Source organism: Blastococcus sp. SYSU D00820 (genome assembly GCF_054050695.1).
On record NZ_JBJGZW010000014.1, the window covers coordinates 93,103 to 108,684 of the forward strand.

The 15,582-nt window shown below is 76.2% G+C and carries 14 protein-coding genes; all 14 read left to right on the plus strand.

Annotation, left to right across the window (positions count from 1 at the left end; all coding sequences use genetic code 11):
- The first annotated feature begins 6 nt into the window (after window positions 1–6).
- Window positions 7–3,315 (plus strand): carbamoyl-phosphate synthase large subunit, encoded by a 3,309-nt coding sequence (gene carB, locus ACI79R_RS15505; RefSeq protein WP_456574539.1) that lies wholly within the window; start codon window positions 7–9, stop codon window positions 3,313–3,315.
- Entirely contained in the window at window positions 3,312–4,196 is an 885-nt protein-coding gene (locus ACI79R_RS15510) for an iron-sulfur cluster-binding protein (protein WP_456574540.1), read from the plus strand. Before carB ends, ACI79R_RS15510 begins: the two co-directional genes overlap by 4 nt.
- On the plus strand, window positions 4,193–5,131 hold the full coding sequence (locus ACI79R_RS15515) for a dihydroorotate dehydrogenase (RefSeq protein ID WP_456574541.1): 939 nt from the start codon (window positions 4,193–4,195) through the stop codon (window positions 5,129–5,131). The genes ACI79R_RS15510 and ACI79R_RS15515 overlap by 4 nt, the downstream gene beginning before the upstream one ends.
- Window positions 5,128–6,021 carry an orotidine-5'-phosphate decarboxylase gene (gene pyrF / locus ACI79R_RS15520; RefSeq protein WP_456574542.1) on the plus strand — a complete coding sequence of 298 codons (894 nt, stop codon included), beginning with the start codon at window positions 5,128–5,130 and terminating at the stop codon, window positions 6,019–6,021. Before ACI79R_RS15515 ends, pyrF begins: the two co-directional genes overlap by 4 nt.
- A gap of 333 nt (window positions 6,022–6,354) precedes the next feature.
- Window positions 6,355–6,711: an integration host factor, actinobacterial type gene (gene mihF / locus ACI79R_RS15525; RefSeq protein WP_456574543.1), complete on the plus strand. Its 357-nt coding sequence runs from the start codon at window positions 6,355–6,357 to the stop codon at window positions 6,709–6,711.
- Between the two features lie 30 nt (window positions 6,712–6,741).
- Window positions 6,742–7,320: a guanylate kinase gene (gene gmk / locus ACI79R_RS15530; RefSeq protein ID WP_456574544.1), complete on the plus strand. Its 579-nt coding sequence runs from the start codon at window positions 6,742–6,744 to the stop codon at window positions 7,318–7,320.
- Between the two features lie 99 nt (window positions 7,321–7,419).
- Window positions 7,420–7,683: a DNA-directed RNA polymerase subunit omega gene (gene rpoZ / locus ACI79R_RS15535; RefSeq protein WP_012949163.1), complete on the plus strand. Its 264-nt coding sequence runs from the start codon at window positions 7,420–7,422 to the stop codon at window positions 7,681–7,683.
- A gap of 151 nt (window positions 7,684–7,834) precedes the next feature.
- Window positions 7,835–9,046: a bifunctional phosphopantothenoylcysteine decarboxylase/phosphopantothenate--cysteine ligase CoaBC gene (gene coaBC, locus ACI79R_RS15540; protein ID WP_456574545.1), complete on the plus strand. Its 1,212-nt coding sequence runs from the start codon at window positions 7,835–7,837 to the stop codon at window positions 9,044–9,046.
- 118 nt (window positions 9,047–9,164) lie between these two features.
- Window positions 9,165–10,361 (plus strand): methionine adenosyltransferase, encoded by a 1,197-nt coding sequence (gene metK, locus ACI79R_RS15545; RefSeq protein ID WP_456574546.1) that lies wholly within the window; start codon window positions 9,165–9,167, stop codon window positions 10,359–10,361.
- 52 nt (window positions 10,362–10,413) lie between these two features.
- Window positions 10,414–12,369 (plus strand): primosomal protein N', encoded by a 1,956-nt coding sequence (locus ACI79R_RS15550; protein ID WP_456574547.1) that lies wholly within the window; start codon window positions 10,414–10,416, stop codon window positions 12,367–12,369.
- A gap of 102 nt (window positions 12,370–12,471) precedes the next feature.
- Window positions 12,472–12,711, plus strand: a complete 240-nt coding sequence (locus ACI79R_RS15555) for a hypothetical protein (RefSeq protein WP_456574548.1) — start codon at window positions 12,472–12,474, stop codon at window positions 12,709–12,711.
- A 25-nt stretch (window positions 12,712–12,736) separates the two neighbouring features.
- Window positions 12,737–13,270: a peptide deformylase gene (gene def, locus ACI79R_RS15560; RefSeq protein WP_456574549.1), complete on the plus strand. Its 534-nt coding sequence runs from the start codon at window positions 12,737–12,739 to the stop codon at window positions 13,268–13,270.
- Window positions 13,219–14,196 (plus strand): methionyl-tRNA formyltransferase, encoded by a 978-nt coding sequence (gene fmt, locus ACI79R_RS15565; protein ID WP_456574550.1) that lies wholly within the window; start codon window positions 13,219–13,221, stop codon window positions 14,194–14,196. Before def ends, fmt begins: the two co-directional genes overlap by 52 nt.
- Window positions 14,193–15,581, plus strand: a complete 1,389-nt coding sequence (locus ACI79R_RS15570) for an RsmB/NOP family class I SAM-dependent RNA methyltransferase (protein ID WP_456574551.1) — start codon at window positions 14,193–14,195, stop codon at window positions 15,579–15,581. The genes fmt and ACI79R_RS15570 overlap by 4 nt, the downstream gene beginning before the upstream one ends.
- Window position 15,582: the final 1 nt, after the last annotated feature.

Here is a 15,582-nt window from a genome sequence, read left to right on the forward strand (position 1 = left end):
TGACCTGTGCCGAAGAGAACAGACATCCAGCACGTCATGGTGATCGGCTCCGGGCCGATCCTCATCGGCCAGGCCGCGGAGTTCGACTACTCCGGCACCCAGGCCTGCCGCGTGCTCAAGGCCGAGGGGCTGCGGGTCAGCCTGGTCAACAGCAACCCGGCGACGATCATGACCGACCCCGAGGTCGCCGACGCCACCTACGTCGAGCCGCTGACCCCCGAGTTCGTGGAGCGGGTCATCGCCAAGGAGCGGCCCGACGCGCTGCTGGCCACCCTCGGCGGGCAGACCGCGCTGAACATCGCGATCGGGCTCTACGAGAACGGCGTCCTCGAGAAGTACGGCGTCCGGCTCATCGGAGCCGACGTCGACGCGATCAACCGCGGCGAGGACCGGCAGATGTTCAAGGACATCGTGCGGTCCATCGGCGCCGACGCCCCCCGCTCGCGGGTGTGCGCCAGCGTCGAGGAGGCGCTGGAGACCGCCGCCGAGGTGGGCTACCCCGTGGTCATCCGGCCCTCGTTCACCATGGGCGGCCTGGGCTCGGGCTTCGCCACCGACGAGGCGATGCTGCGGCGCATGGCCGGCCACGGCCTGGCCGACTCCCCGGTGCACACCGTCCTCATCGAGGAGTCGGTGCTGGGCTGGAAGGAGTACGAGCTCGAGCTCATGCGCGACCGCAGCGACAACGTGGTCGTCATCTGCTCGATCGAGAACATCGACGCGATGGGCGTGCACACCGGCGACTCGGTCACCGTCGCCCCGGCGATGACCCTCACCGACCGCGAGTACCAGCGGATGCGCGACGTGGGCATCGCGGTGCTGCGGGCGGTCGGCGTCGACACCGGCGGCTGCAACATCCAGTTCGCGGTCAACCCCGCCGACGGCCGGCTGGTCGTCATCGAGATGAACCCGCGGGTGTCCCGCTCCTCGGCGCTGGCGTCGAAGGCCACCGGCTTCCCGATCGCCAAGATCGCCGCGAAGCTGGCCATCGGCTACACCCTCGACGAGATCACCAACGACATCACCGGCGTCACCCCCGCGGCCTTCGAGCCGACGCTGGACTACGTCGTGGTGAAGATCCCGCGATTCGCGTTCGAGAAGTTCCCCGGCGCCGACCCCCGGCTGACCACGACGATGAAGAGCGTCGGCGAGGTCATGGCCATGGGCCGCAACTTCCCCGAGGCGCTGGGCAAGGCCATGCGCTCCACCGAGACCAAGGTCGCCGGGTTCTGGACCGGCGCGCCGGACGACCGGTCGGCCGAGGAGCTGCTGGAGGTGCTCCGGACGCCGGTCGACGGCCGGCTCTACGTGGCCGAGGCGGCCCTGGCCGCCGGCGCCACCGTCGAGCAGGTCGCCGCGGCCAGCGGGTTCGACCCGTGGTTCGTCGACCAGATCGCCCTGGTGCAGGAGGTCGCCGCCGAGCTGCGCGACGCGCCCGCGGTCACCGCCGAGCTGCTGCGGCGGGCCAAGCGGCACGGCCTGTCCGACCGGCAGGTCGCCGCGCTGCGCCCGGAGCTGGCGGGAGAGGACGGCGTCCGCACGCTGCGCTGGCGCCTGGGGATCCGGCCGGTGTTCAAGACCGTCGACACCTGCGCCGCGGAGTTCGCCGCCCGCACGCCCTACCACTACTCGTCCTACGACGAGGAGACCGAGGTCGAGCCGCGGGAGAAGCCGGCGGTGCTCATCCTCGGCTCCGGCCCCAACCGCATCGGCCAGGGCATCGAGTTCGACTACTCCTGCGTGCACGCGGTCATGGCGCTGCAGGACGCCGGCTACGAGGCGGTGATGGTCAACTGCAACCCCGAGACCGTCTCCACCGACTACGACACCGCCGACCGGCTGTACTTCGAGCCGCTCACCTTCGAGGACGTCCTCGAGGTCGTCGAGGCCGAGCGGGCGGCCGGCCCGGTGGCCGGCGTCATCTGCACGCTCGGCGGGCAGACCCCGCTGGGGCTGGCGCAGCGGCTCAAGGACGCCGGCGTGCCGGTGCTCGGCACCTCGCCGGAGGCCATCGACGACGCCGAGCACCGCGGCGCCTTCTCCCGGGTGCTCGCCGACACCGGGCTGCTGTCGCCCAAGCACGGCACGGCGACCACGTTCGCCGAGGCCCGCGCCATCGCCGCGGAGATCGGCTACCCGGTGCTGGTCCGGCCCTCCTACGTGCTCGGCGGGCGCGGGATGGAGATCGTGTACGAGGAGAGCACCCTCGAGGCCTACATCGCCAAGGCCACCGACGTGAGCCCGGCGCACCCGGTGCTGGTCGACCGGTTCCTGGAGGACGCCGTCGAGATCGACGTCGACGCCCTCTACGACGGCGCCGAGCTCTACCTCGGGGGCGTCATGGAGCACATCGAGGAGGCCGGCATCCACTCCGGTGACTCCGCGTGCGCCCTGCCGCCGATCACCCTCGGCGACGCCGACATCGCCAAGATCCGGACCGCGACCGAGAAGCTCGCCGCGCGGATCGGCGTCCGCGGGCTGGTGAACGTCCAGTACGCGATCAAGGACGACATCCTCTACGTCATCGAGGCCAACCCCCGGGCCAGCCGCACGGTGCCGTTCGTCTCCAAGGCCACCGCCGTGCAGCTGGCCAAGGCCGCGGCCCGCATCGCGGTGGGCCAGTCCATCGCCGAGCTCCGCGCGGCCGGCGTGCTGCCCGCGACCGGCGACGGCGGGGACCTGCCCGCGGACATGCCGATCGCGGTCAAGGAGGCGGTGCTGCCCTTCAACCGGTTCCGCACCGTCGAGGGGCAGAACGTCGACACGGTGCTGTCGCCGGAGATGAAGTCCACCGGCGAGGTCATGGGCCTCGATGCCGGCTTCGGCACGGCGTTCGCGAAGTCCCAGGCGGCCGCCTACGGCTCGCTGCCGACCGAGGGCACGGTGTTCGTCTCGCTGGCCAACCGCGACAAGCGCTCCGCGGTCTTCCCGGTCAAGCGGCTGGCCGACCTCGGCTTCCGGGTGCTGGCCACCGCGGGCACCGCGCAGGTGCTGCGCCGCAACGGCGTCGGCTGCGAGGTCGTCGGCAAGTACAGCGAGGGCCCGGGCAACGTGGTCGAGGCGATCGCGGCCGGCGACGTCGACATGGTCGTGAACACGCCGTTCGGCTCGCCCGGCAACAGCGGCCCCCGGCTGGACGGCTACGAGATCCGCGCGGCCGCGGTGAGCGCCGGGATCCCGTGCATCACCACGGTCCAGGGCATGGCGGCGGCGGTGCAGGGCATCGAGGCGCTGTGCGCCGGGGACATCGGCGTCCGGAGCCTGCAGGAGCTGCACGCCGCCCTGACCGGCGCCCGCCGGGGGCCCGGCGCGTGAGCCGGCCCCTGCTCACCGAGCCGGCGCCGGCCGCCGACCGGCCGCCGGCGCAGGTGCTCGCCGAGGTGGTGGGCCGCCGGCCGGTCAACGCCTACACCGAGCTCGCCCTCGCCGCGCCCGCGGTCGCCGAGCGGGCGCAGCCCGGGCAGTTCGTGGCCTTCGCCGTCGGCGGGCCGACCTCGGCGATGCTGCTGCGCCGCTCGATCGCCATCGCCGGCACCGGCGACGGCGTCGTCCGGGTGGTGGTGGCGCCGCACGGCCCCGGCTCCACCTGGCTGGCCGGGCGGCAGCCCGGGGACGTCGTCGACGTCGTCGGTCCGCTCGGCCGGCCCTTTCCGCTGCCGGCCCCCGGCACGCCGGCGCTGCTGGTCGGCGGGGGCTACGGCGCCGCCGCCCTGGTCGGCCTGGCCGCGCTGCTGCGCGAGCGCGGCTCGCACGTCATGGCGGTCAGCGGAGCTGCCTCGGCCGACCGGCTGTGCTCGGTCGACGAGCTCGGCGCGCTGGCCGAGCCGCTGGTCGTCACCACCGACGACGGCAGCGCCGGCCGCCCCGGCCGGGTGACCGTCGGCGTCGACGAGCTGCTGGGCGAGGCCGGCGTGGTCTACGCCTGCGGCCCGATGGCCATGCTGCGGGCGGTCGCCGACGCGGCCACCGCGGCCGGCGTGCCCTCCTACGTCGCCGTCGAGGAGTCGATGGCCTGCGGGATCGGGGTCTGCATGACCTGCGTGCTGCCGGTGGTCGGCGCCGACGGGCGCACCCGCTTCTCCCGGTCGTGCACCGAGGGGCCGGTCTTCGGCGGGGACCGCGTGCGCTTCGCCGACGTCGGCACCCTGCCCTGGGACGTCGTCGGCGCCGAGTCCATGGGGGTGGTGCGGCCGTGACCGCCGTGCAGACGGGTGTGGACATGTCCACGGCGCTCGGGCCGGTCCCGATCGCCTCCCCGGTGCTCACCGCGTCGGGCTGCTCGGCGTTCGGCCGGGAGCTCGCGCCGTTCGTCGACCTCACCGGCCTCGGCGCGGTGGTGACCAAGTCGGTGCAGCTGCACCCGCGCTCGGGCCGGCCCACCCCGCGCATGGCCGAGACGCCCAGCGGGATGCTCAACTCCATCGGCCTGCAGGGCCCCGGCATCGACGGCCTGCTCGCCGACGAGCTGCCGTGGCTGGCCGAGCGCGGCGTCCCGGCGTTCGTCTCGATCGCCGGCACCCGGGTCGAGGACTTCGCCGAGCTGGCCCGCCGGCTGCGCGGCGTCCCCGGCGTGCTGGGCCTCGAGGTCAACATCAGCTGCCCGAACGTGGAGAGCCGCGGCGAGGTCTTCGCCTGCGACCCCTACGCCGCCCGCGACGTCGTCGCCGCGGTCCGCGAGGCCGCCGATCCGGCGCAGCCGGTGTACGCCAAGCTCAGCCCGGACGTCACCGACATCGTCCCGGTGGCCCGCGCCTGCGCCGACGCCGGCGCCGACGGCCTGTCGATGATCAACACCCTGCTCGGGCTGGTCATCGACCCGGACACCATGCGTCCCGTGCTGGGCGGGGTGACCGGCGGCCTGTCGGGCCCCGCGGTCCGCCCGGTCGCCGTCCGGTGCGTCTGGCAGGTGCACGCCGCGCTGCCCGAGGTGCCGATCCTCGGCATGGGCGGCATCCGCACCGGCCTGGACGCCCTCCAGTTCGTGCTCGCGGGCGCCTCCGCGGTCAGCGTCGGGACGGCGGTCTTCAACGACCCGTCGGCGACCGCCCGCATCGCCCGGGAGCTCGCCGCCGCGCTGGCCGCCCGCGGGTTCGCCTCGCTGCGCGAGGCCGTGGGGTACGCGCACCGATGACGGCTCCCTTCGGCGAGCGCCTCGCCGCCACCGTCGCCGCCCGCGGGCCGCTGTGCGTCGGCATCGATCCGCACGCGCCGCTGCTGGAGCGCTGGGGGCTGCCGGACGGCCCCGAGGGCCTGGCCCGGTTCACCGACGCCGTCGTGGACGCGCTGGCCGGCACGGTGGCCCTGCTCAAGCCGCAGCTGGCCTTCTACGAGCGGCACGGCTCGCGCGGGCTGGCCGTGCTCGAGGACGCCGTCGCCCGGGCCCGCGCCCAGGGGGCGCTGGTGCTGCTCGACGCCAAGCGCGGTGACATCGGGTCCACCATGGACGCCTACGCCGACTACCTGCGCCCGGACCACCCGCTGGCCGTCGACGCCATGACCGTCAGCCCCTACCTCGGGCCGGGATCGCTGCAGCCGGCGGTCGACACCGCACGGCAGCACGGCGGCGGGCTGTTCGTGCTCGCCCGCACCTCCAACCCCGACGCGGGCACGCTGCAGCACGCGCTCGTGGGGGAGCGGTCGGTCGCGCAGGTCGTCGTGGACACCGTGCGCGGGTGGAACACCCCCGGCTGGGTGGTCGGCGACCCGCTGCCCGACGTCGCCGCGGTGCGCGACCTCGCCGACCGCTGGGGGCCGGTCACGGGCTCCTTCGGCGTCGTCGTGGGCGCCACTCTGCGTGACTGCGACGTCGACCTCGACGGGCTCGGCGGGCCGGTCCTGGCGCCCGGGCTCGGGGCCCAGGGCGGGTCGGTGGCCGACCTCCGCCGGCTGTTCGGCACCGGTCGCGCCGTCGTCCCGACGGTGTCGCGGGACGTGCTCGCCGCCGGTCCGGAGCCGGCTGCCCTGCGCGCGGCCGCCGGCCGCTGGACCGACGCGCTCGCGGGCCGGGCCGACACCCCCTGACGAGCCGCTGAGCGGGCACTTCGTCCCTGCCCCGGCGTGTCGCCGCGGCGTGTCGACATGTCGACGTCCCGTCGCGCCGGCCCGGCAATTGCGAGACGGAACCGGCGCGTAAGCCGTGTGACCTGCGTCAATCACCGACCGTCACGAAAGCAGTGAACACACCGTGAACGTCCTCTCACCGTCGGGCTGAATTCTTCGTCCGATCGGCGCGTGACCAGCGGATATGCCGGGAACTAGGTTGGTGTCCGGCTCCTCCGAGAGCGCCATCCACGACCACGCACCGACACCAGCCGGGGCCCTCCGTCGCCGGCGACGACACGATTGGGTCGCACCATGCCCCTTCCTGACCTGTCCCCCGAGCAACGCGCCGCCGCACTCGAGAAGGCTGCCGCGGCCCGCAAGGCCCGCGCCGAGCTGAGGGAGCGGCTCAAGAGCAAGGGCGCCACCGTGGGTGACGTCCTCAAGCAGGGCGAGTCCGACGAGGTCATCGGCAAGATGCGCGTCTCGGCCGTCCTGGAGTCCCTGCCCGGAGTCGGCAAGGCCCGTGCTGCGAAGATCATGGAACGGCTCGAGATCTCTCCGACCCGGCGCGTCCGCGGTCTGGGTGCCAACCAGCGCAAGGCGCTGGAGGCGGAGTTCGGAGGGGAGCAGGTGAGCGCCGACCAGGTGCCCGCCGACTCGGCCTCCTGATCCACCCCGCACCACGGACGAGGACGACGAGTGGCGAGTGAGGCCCATCAGCACACCCCTCCGGCACGGCTGACCGTGCTCTCCGGCCCCTCGGGGGTCGGCAAGGGCACGGTCGTCGCCGAGGTCCGGCGCCGGTATCCCGACGTCTGGCTGTCGGTGTCGGCCACCACCCGCCGGCCGCGGCCGGGAGAGGTCGACGGGGTCCACTACCACTTCGTCAGCGACGCCGAGTTCGACCGGCTGATCGCCGAGGACGGCCTGCTCGAGTGGGCCGAGTACGCGGGCAACCGCTACGGCACGCCGGCGGCCCCGGTCCGCGAGCGACTCGCGACCGGGGCGCCGGCGCTGCTGGAGATCGAGCTGCAGGGCGCCCGCCAGGTGCGCGCCCGCGACGCCGACGCGCAGCTGGTCTTCCTCGCCCCGCCGTCGTGGGCCGAGCTGGTCAGCCGGCTGGCCGGCCGCGGCTCGGAGCCGCCCGCCGTGCAGGAGCGCCGGCTGGCCATCGCGCAGGCCGAGCTGGACGCCGCGGGGGAGTTCGACGTCGTCGTGGTCAACGACGACGTGGCCCGGGCCGCCGACGAGTTGGTAGGCTTGCTGACTGCGCCGTAGCCCGGCCGGTTTCCCGGGCGGCTGCGCCCACGAGTGTCAGGCCGGTGACCACGCGACACCGCCCGCACTCCCGCCATCGAAAGAGGAGCACGCCCGCCCGTGTCCGGAGTCGCACCCGCCCCCGAGGGCATCACCAACCCGCCGATCGACGAGCTGCTCGAGCGCACCAGCAGCAAGTACGGCCTGGTGATCTTCGCCGCCAAGCGCGCGCGGCAGATCAACGCCTACTACAGCCAGCTCTCCGAGGGCCTGCTGGAGTACGTCGGCCCGCTGGTCGACACCGCCCCCCAGGAGAAGCCGCTCTCCATCGCGCTGCGCGAGATCAACGAGGGCCTGCTGACCCACACCGCCGGCGAGAACTGAGGCCCCGTCCCGGAGCCCGCCCTGAGCTCGCGAAGGGTGGGGAGGACGGGGTTCTTCTCCGGTGGCGTGACCACCACGGCACGCTCGTTGTGATGAGGACGCCCCCGGCCCTGGCCGGGGGCGTCGTCGTGTCTGCGGGAGGATGGTCGGCATGAGCAAGCTCGTGCTCGGGGTCAGTGGCGGCGTCGCGGCGTACAAGGCCGCGCTCCTGCTCCGCGCGTTCACCGAGGCCGGCCACGACGTGCGGGTGGTGCCCACCCCGGGCGCGCTGCACTTCGTCGGCGCGGCGACCTTCGAGGCGCTGTCGGGCAATCCGGTCACCACCGACGTCTGGTCCGACGTCCCCGAGGTCGCCCACGTCCGGATCGGGCAGACCGCCGACCTCGTCGTCGTCGCCCCGGCCACCGCCGACCTGCTGGCCCGGGCCGCCGCCGGCCGGGCCGACGACCTGCTCACCGCGACGCTGCTCACCGCGCACTGCCCGGTCGTGTTCGCCCCGGCCATGCACACCGAGATGTGGCTGCACCCGGCCACGCAGGACAACGTCGCCACCCTCCGCCGGCGCGGGGCGGTCGTGCTGCCGCCGGCGGTCGGCCGGCTCACCGGCCCCGACTCCGGCCCCGGCCGGCTGCCCGAACCCGCGGACATCGCCGCCCTCGCGACCGTCGTCCTCGACCGGGGCGCCGCCGCCCTGACCCGCGACCTCGCCGGCCGGCGGGTCGTCATCAGCGCCGGGGGCACCCGCGAGCCGCTGGACCCGGTCCGCTACCTCGGCAACCGCTCCTCGGGGCTGCAGGGCTGGGCGCTGGCCCGCGTCGCCGCCGCCCGCGGCGCCGACGCCGTCCTGGTGGCCGCCAACGTCGACCGGCCGGCGCCCTTCGGCGTGCCCGTGGTCCCGGTCGGCACGGCCGAGGAGCTGCGGGAGGCGATGCTCGCCGAGGCCGCAGGGGCCGACGTCGTCGTCATGACCGCCGCCGTCGCCGACTTCCGCCCCGGGACGGTGGCCGCCAGCAAGCTCAAGAAGGGCAGCGCCAGCGAGCCCTCCGCCGTCGCGCTGGTGCGCAACCCCGACGTGCTCGCCGAGCTGGTGGGCAAGCGGCAGCCCGGCCAGCTGGTCGTCGGCTTCGCCGCCGAGACCGGCGACGCCGACGCCGACGTGCTCACGCACGGCCGCGCCAAGCTCGCCCGCAAGGGGGCCGACCTGCTCGTCGTCAACGACGTCTCCGGTGGTCAGGTGTTCGGCCGGCCGGACAACGCGGCGACCGTGCTGGCCGCCGACGGCGGGGAGGTGGCGCTGCCCGCCGGCAGCAAGGACGCCGTCGCCGCCGGCATCTGGGACGCCGTCGCCGCCCGGCTCGGCTGAGCTCCCGGACGGTCGCGCGCGGCGCCTGTGCGCCGCGTGTCGCCGCGCGCCGGTACGGTGCAGGCTGCGCGACCGACCGTGGTCCGCCCGTCCCGCCGCCGATCCAGGGAGCTTGCGAGTGCCACGCCGTCTCTTCACGTCCGAGTCGGTGACCGAGGGCCACCCGGACAAGATCGCCGACCAGATCAGCGACTCGATCCTGGACGCCATGCTCGAGCAGGACCCGCGCAGCCGGGTCGCGGTCGAGACCCTCATCACCACCGGCCAGGTGCACATCGCCGGTGAGGTCACCACCGCCGGCTACGTCGACATCGCCGACATCGTCCGCAAGACGGTCCTCGCGATCGGCTACGACTCCTCGCGGAAGGGGTTCGACGGCGCCTCCTGCGGCGTCAGCGTGTCCCTCGGCGCGCAGTCGCCCGACATCGCGCAGGGCGTCGACACCGCCTACGAGGCCCGCACCGCCGGCACCGCCGACGACGAGATCGAGCGCCAGGGCGCCGGCGACCAGGGGCTGATGTTCGGGTACGCCACCGACGAGACCCCCGAGCTCATGCCGCTGCCCATCGCGCTGGCCCACCGGCTCTCGCGCCGGCTGTCGGCGGTCCGCAAGGACGGCTCGGTGCCCTACCTGCGCCCCGACGGCAAGACCCAGGTCACCGTCGTCTACGAGGACGACCGGCCGGTCGGCGTGGACACCGTCGTGGTGTCCTCGCAGCACGCCGAAGACATCTCGATCGAGCAGCTGCTCGCTCCCGACGTCGAGGAGCTCGTCGTCGAGCCGGAGCTGGCCGCGCTCGGCCTGCCCACCACCGGCCACCGGCTGCTGGTCAACCCGACCGGCAAGTTCGTCATCGGCGGCCCCATGGGCGACGCCGGCCTGACCGGCCGGAAGATCATCGTCGACACCTACGGCGGCATGGCCCGCCACGGCGGCGGTGCCTTCTCCGGCAAGGACCCGTCGAAGGTCGACCGCTCCGGCGCCTACGCGATGCGCTGGGTCGCCAAGAACGTCGTCGCCGCGGGGCTGGCCCGCCGCTGCGAGGTCCAGGTCGCCTACGCGATCGGTGCGGCGCACCCCGTCGGCCTGTTCGTCGAGACCTTCGGTACCGGCACCGTGGCCGACGACGTCCTCGAGAAGGCGATCGGGACGGTGTTCGACCTGCGCCCCGGCGCGATCGTCCGCGACCTGGACCTGCTGCGGCCGATCTACGCGCCCACCGCCGCCTACGGCCACTTCGGCCGCACCGACGTCGAGCTCCCCTGGGAGCGGCTGGACCGCGTCGACGCCCTGCGCTCGGCCGTGGGGGCCTAGCTCCCTGCCCGACGCCGCCGCACCGACCGACGACCCGGGCCGCCGCCCTCTGGTGGCCCGGGTCGTCGTCGACGTGCCCCTGGCGCACCTCGACCGCACCTTCGACTACGCCGTCCCCGACGACATGGCCGGCGAGATCCGCGCCGGGTGCCGGGTGCGGGTCCGCTTCGCCGGCCAGCTGGTCGACGGCTTCGTGCTCGAGCTCGCCGACGAGACCAGCCACCAGGGCAAGCTGGCCCCGCTGGCCAAGCTGGTGTCCGGCGAGCCGGTGCTCACCCCCGAGGTCGCCACGCTGGCCCGCGCGGTGGCCGACCGCTGGGGCGGCACGCTGCCCGACGTCCTGCGGCTGGCGATCCCGCCGCGCCGGGCGGCGGCGGAGAAGCGCCCCCCGGCCGAGCCGCCCCCACCGCCCGCGGCGCCGGACCCCGCCGGCTTCGCCCGCTACCCGGCCGGTGCCGCGCTGCTCACCGCGGTCGCCGACGGCCGGGCGGCCCGCGCGGTGTGGACCGCGCTGCCCGGTGAGGACTGGCCGGCCCGGCTGGCCGAGCTGTGCCAGGCGGCGCTGTCGGGCGGCCGCGGCGCGCTCGTCGTCGTCCCCGACGGGCGCGACCTCGACCGGCTGGCCGCCGCCGCCGAGCGACGTCTGCCGAAGGGCTCGTTCGTGGTGCTGCGCGCCGATGCCGCGCCCGACGCCCGCTACCGGCGCTTCCTGGACGTCGTCCGGGGCAGCGCGCGGGTCGTGCTCGGCACCCGGGCCGCGGCCTACGCGCCGGTGGCCGACCTGGGGGTGGTCGCCGTCTGGGACGACGGCGACGACCTGCACGCCGAGCCGCGCGCCCCCTACGCCTCGGCCCGCGACGTGCTCGTGCACCGGGCGCACCTCGCCTCGTGCGCGGCCGTCGTCGCCGGCACCGCCCGCAGCGCGGAAGCCCAGCTGCTCGTGGAGAGCGGCTGGGCGCACGAGCTGGCCGCCGACCGCGCCACCCTGCGCGCCGCCGCGCCGCGGGTGCAGGCGCTGGGCGCCGACGCCGAGCTCGCCCGCGACCCCGCCGCCCGCACCGCCCGGCTGCCGAGCCTGGCCCACCGGGTCGCCCGGCAGGCGCTGGCCGGCGGCGCACCGGTGCTGGTGCAGGTGCCCCGCGCCGGCTACACCCCCGGGCTGGCCTGCGACCGCTGCCGGGCGCCGGCGCGGTGCGCGGTGTGCGCCGGCCCGCTGGGCATCTCGGCCACCCCCGGGCCGGGCGGCTCCCGCGTGCCGGCCTGCCGCTGGTGCGCCCGGCCGGCCGCGACCTTCGACTGCCCGCACTGCCACGGCACGAAGCTGCGGGCCACCGTCGTGGGCGCCGGCCGCACCGCCGAGGAACTGGGCCGGGCCTTTCCCGGGGCCGCGGTGCGCGTCTCCGGCCGCGGCTCGGGCGTGCTGCCGTCGGTGCCGGCCGGCCCGGCGCTCGTCGTGGCCACCCCGGGCGCCGAGCCGGTCGCCGAGGGCGGCTACGGCGCGGCGCTGCTGCTGGACTCCTGGGCGCTGCTCGGCCGGCCCGATCTGCGGGCCGGGGAGGAGACCCTGCGGCGGTGGCTCAACGCCGCCACCCTCGTGCGCCCCGCCTCGGCCGGCGGCCAGGTGGTGGTCACCGCGGACGCCGCGCACCCCGTCGTCCAGGCACTGGTGCGCTGGGACCCCGCCTGGCTGGCCGAGCGGGAGCTGGCCGACCGGCGGGCGCTGGGATTCCCGCCGGCCACCCGCATGGCCGCGGTCTCGGGCCCGCCCGCGGCGGTGGGGGAGTTCCTCGCCGCGGCGCGGCTGCCCGGCGACGCCGAGCTGCTCGGCCCGGTGCCCGAGCCGCCCCGCCCCGGGCAGGAGGGCGACCGGGAGCGCTACCTGCTGCGGGTGCCCCGCGCCGAGGGGGTGGCGCTGGCGCACGCGCTCGCGCAGGTGCAGGGCGTGCGCAGCGCGAAGAAGGTCGCCGACCACGTGCGCGTGCAGCTGGACCCGCTCGACCTCGTCTGACCGCGGTGTGTCGGGACCGGAGGCCGGGGTACGGGCCTCCCGCGGCCCAGCCCCGGCCCGACAGCTCCATCCGGTCCCCCGAGGACCGGCCCAGGAGGTCCCGTGGACGCCACCGACCCCCAGCCCGACGACCCCGCCACGCACACCCAGCACAGCGGCGCGGACCCGGCCGGAGCGGCGAGCGTGAAGCGCGGCCTGAGCCGCGTGCTGCTGGCGCTGCTGGCCGTGGTCGTCATCGCGGCCGTCGCCGTGGGCCTCAGCCGCTGCGGCTCCGACGACGGGCCCAGCGGTGGGGAGCCCGAGGGCGCGGCCCAGGTGGTGGAGGTCCTCGCCGGGGGCTGATCCGCCCGCCACCTACGATCGACCGGTGAGCGTCACCCCCATCCGGCTGCTCGGCGACCCCGTGCTCCGCACGCCGGCCGCGCCGGTCGTCGACTTCGACGCCGAGCTGCGCCGGCTGGTCGCCGACCTGACCGACACCATGCACGCCGCCGGCGGCGCCGGGCTGGCCGCGCCCCAGCTCGGCGTCGGGCTGCGGGTCTTCACCTGGCACGTCGACGGGGAGGTCGGTCACCTGGTCAACCCCGTGGTGGCGCCGGTCGGCGAGGAGACCGAGGAGGCGCCGGAGGGCTGCCTGTCCATCCCGGGCTACCGGTTCGACTGCCGCCGGCACCTGCACGTGGCGGCCACCGGGTTCGACCTGCACGGCGAGCCGCTGCGGGTCGAGGGCTCGCACCTGCTGGCCCGCGCGGTGCAGCACGAGGTCGACCATCTCGACGGCGTCCTGTTCGTCGACCGGCTGGACCCCGAGGCCCGGGCGGCGGCGATGGCCGCGCTCGCCGAGGCCGAGTGGAGCGGGATGGGGACCTACCTCCCGCGGGTCGAGGTGAGCCCCCACTGAGACTCCTGTTCGCCGGTACGCCGGCCCCCGCCGTCCCCTCGCTGGAGCTGCTGCTGGGCTCCGGGCACGAGGTGGCCGCCGTCCTCACCCGGCCCGACGCCCGGAGCGGCCGTGGCCGCAAGGTAAGCCGCTCGCCGGTGGCCGAGACCGCCGACGCCGCCGGCGTGCCGGTGCTGCAGCCGCGCTCGCCGCGCGAGCCGGAGTTCCTCGCGCAGCTCGCCGAGCTGGCCGTCGACTGCGCCCCGGTGGTCGCCTACGGCGCGCTGGTGCCGCAGGCCGCGCTCGACCTGCCCCGCCACGGCTGGGTCAACCTGCACTTCTCGCTGCTGCCCGCCTGGCGCGGCGCGGCACCGGTGCAGCACGCGATCATGGCCGGCGACGACCTCACCGGCGCCTCGACCTTCCGCCTGGAGGCAGGGCTGGACACCGGCCCGGTGTTCGGCACGGTGACCGAGCCGATCGGCCCGCGCGACACCGCCGGCGACCTGCTCGGGCGGCTGGCCGTCACCGGCGCCCGGCTGCTGCTGGCCACCCTCGACGGCATCGCGTCGGGCGAGCTGGTGCCGCAGCCGCAGCCGGCCGAGGGCATCAGCCTGGCCCCGCGGATCGAGCCGGCCGACGCCCGCGTGGACTGGGCGCTGCCCGCGCACGTCGTCGACCGGCGGGTGCGCGGCGTGACGCCGGCGCCCGGCGCCTGGACGACGTGGCGCGGCGACCGGCTGCGGCTGGGCCCGGTGGAGCCGCTGCCCACCTCCCTGGCGCTGGCGCCGGGTGAGCTCTCGGTGGGGCCGACCGGTGTGCTGGTGGGCACCGGTCGCGGCGCCGTCCGGCTCGGCGAGGTGCAGCCGGCCGGCAAGCGGATGCTGCCCGCGGCCGACTGGGCCCGTGGCGCGCGTCCCGCGCCCGGTGAGCGGGTGGGGGAGTGACCCGCCCGCCGCGCCGGCCCGGGGGCCGGCCGCCCGGCGGCGCCCGCCGCCGCCCGCGCCCGAAGCTGGACGGCGCCCGGCTGACCGCCTACGACGTCCTGGACGGCGTCTCGGCACGCGACGCCTACGCCAACCTGCTGCTGCCCCAGCTGCTGCGCGAGCGGCAGCTGGAGCCGCGCGACGCCGCGTTCGCCACCCAGCTGGCCTACGGGGCGCTGCGGGCGCAGGGCACGCTGGACGCCGTCCTCACCGAGCTGGTCGACCGGCCGCTGGCCGAGCTCGACCACCGGGTGCTGGACCTGCTGCGCCTGGGCGCCTACCAGCTGCTGGACCTGCGCGTGCCGCCGCACGCCGCGGTCGCCACGACCGTGGACCTCACCCGCGCCATCGTCGGCACCGGTGCCTCGGGCCTGGTCAACGCGGTGCTGCGGCGGGTGGCGGGTGGCGGCGACCGGGCCGCCTGGCTGAGCCGCCTCGCCCCCGAGGGTGACCGGCGGCTGGCCCTGGCCACCGACCACCCCGACTGGATCGTGCGGGCCTGGCGCGACGCGCTCGGCGGCGACGACGAGCTCGAGGCCGCGCTGCTGGCCGACGACGCGGCGCCGGAGGTGCACCTGGTGGCCCGCCGGCTGCCGCGGGAGGAGCTGGTCGCGGAGTCCGGCGGCACGCCGGGGCGCTGGTCGCCCTACGCCGTCCGGCTCGGCAGCGGCGACCCCGGCCGGCTGTCCGCCGTCCGCGAGGGCACGGCGGCGGTGCAGGACGAGGGCAGCCAGCTGGCCGCGCTGCTGCTGGCGCGGGTGCCGCTGGAGGGCGGCGACGCGGCCTGGCTCGACATGTGCGCCGGCCCCGGCGGCAAGGCCGGCCTGCTGGCCGCGGTGCGCCCCGAGGGCGTGCACCTGACCGCGGCCGACCGGGCCGAGCACCGGGCCGAGCTGGTCCGCGGCGCGCTGCGCGGCGAGCGCGACGTCGAGGTGCTCGTGGCCGACGGCCGCGCCCCGGCCTGGGCGCCCGGGGCGTTCGACCGGGTGCTGCTCGACGCGCCGTGCACCGGGCTGGGCGCGCTGCGCCGCCGGCCGGAGGTCCGCTGGCGCCGCACCGCCGACGACGTCGCGCCGCTGGCCGAGCTGCAGCGCGAACTGCTGGACAGCGCGCTGGCCTCGGTGCGGCCCGGAGGAGTGGTGGCCTACGTGACCTGCTCGCCGCACACCGCCGAGACCGTGGCCGTGGCCGACGCCGCCGCGGCGCGCGACGACGTCGAGGTGCTCCCGGTCGCGCCGCTGTTCCCCGAGGTGCCCGGCGTCGAGCGGGGCCGGTACGGCCAGCTGTGGCCGCACCGGCACGGCACCGACGCCATGTTCATGGCACTGCTGCGCCGCACCCGCTGAC

Bases quoted from the DNA above. Each gene is read 5' to 3' on its own strand.
- pyrF (WP_456574542.1), top strand. From the start codon at position 5,128: ATGACGGCTCCCTTCGGCGAGCGCCTCGCCGCCACCGTCGCCGCCCGC.
- mihF (WP_456574543.1), top strand. From the start codon at position 6,355: ATGCCCCTTCCTGACCTGTCCCCCGAGCAACGCGCCGCCGCACTCGAG.
- coaBC (WP_456574545.1), top strand. From the start codon at position 7,835: ATGAGCAAGCTCGTGCTCGGGGTCAGTGGCGGCGTCGCGGCGTACAAG.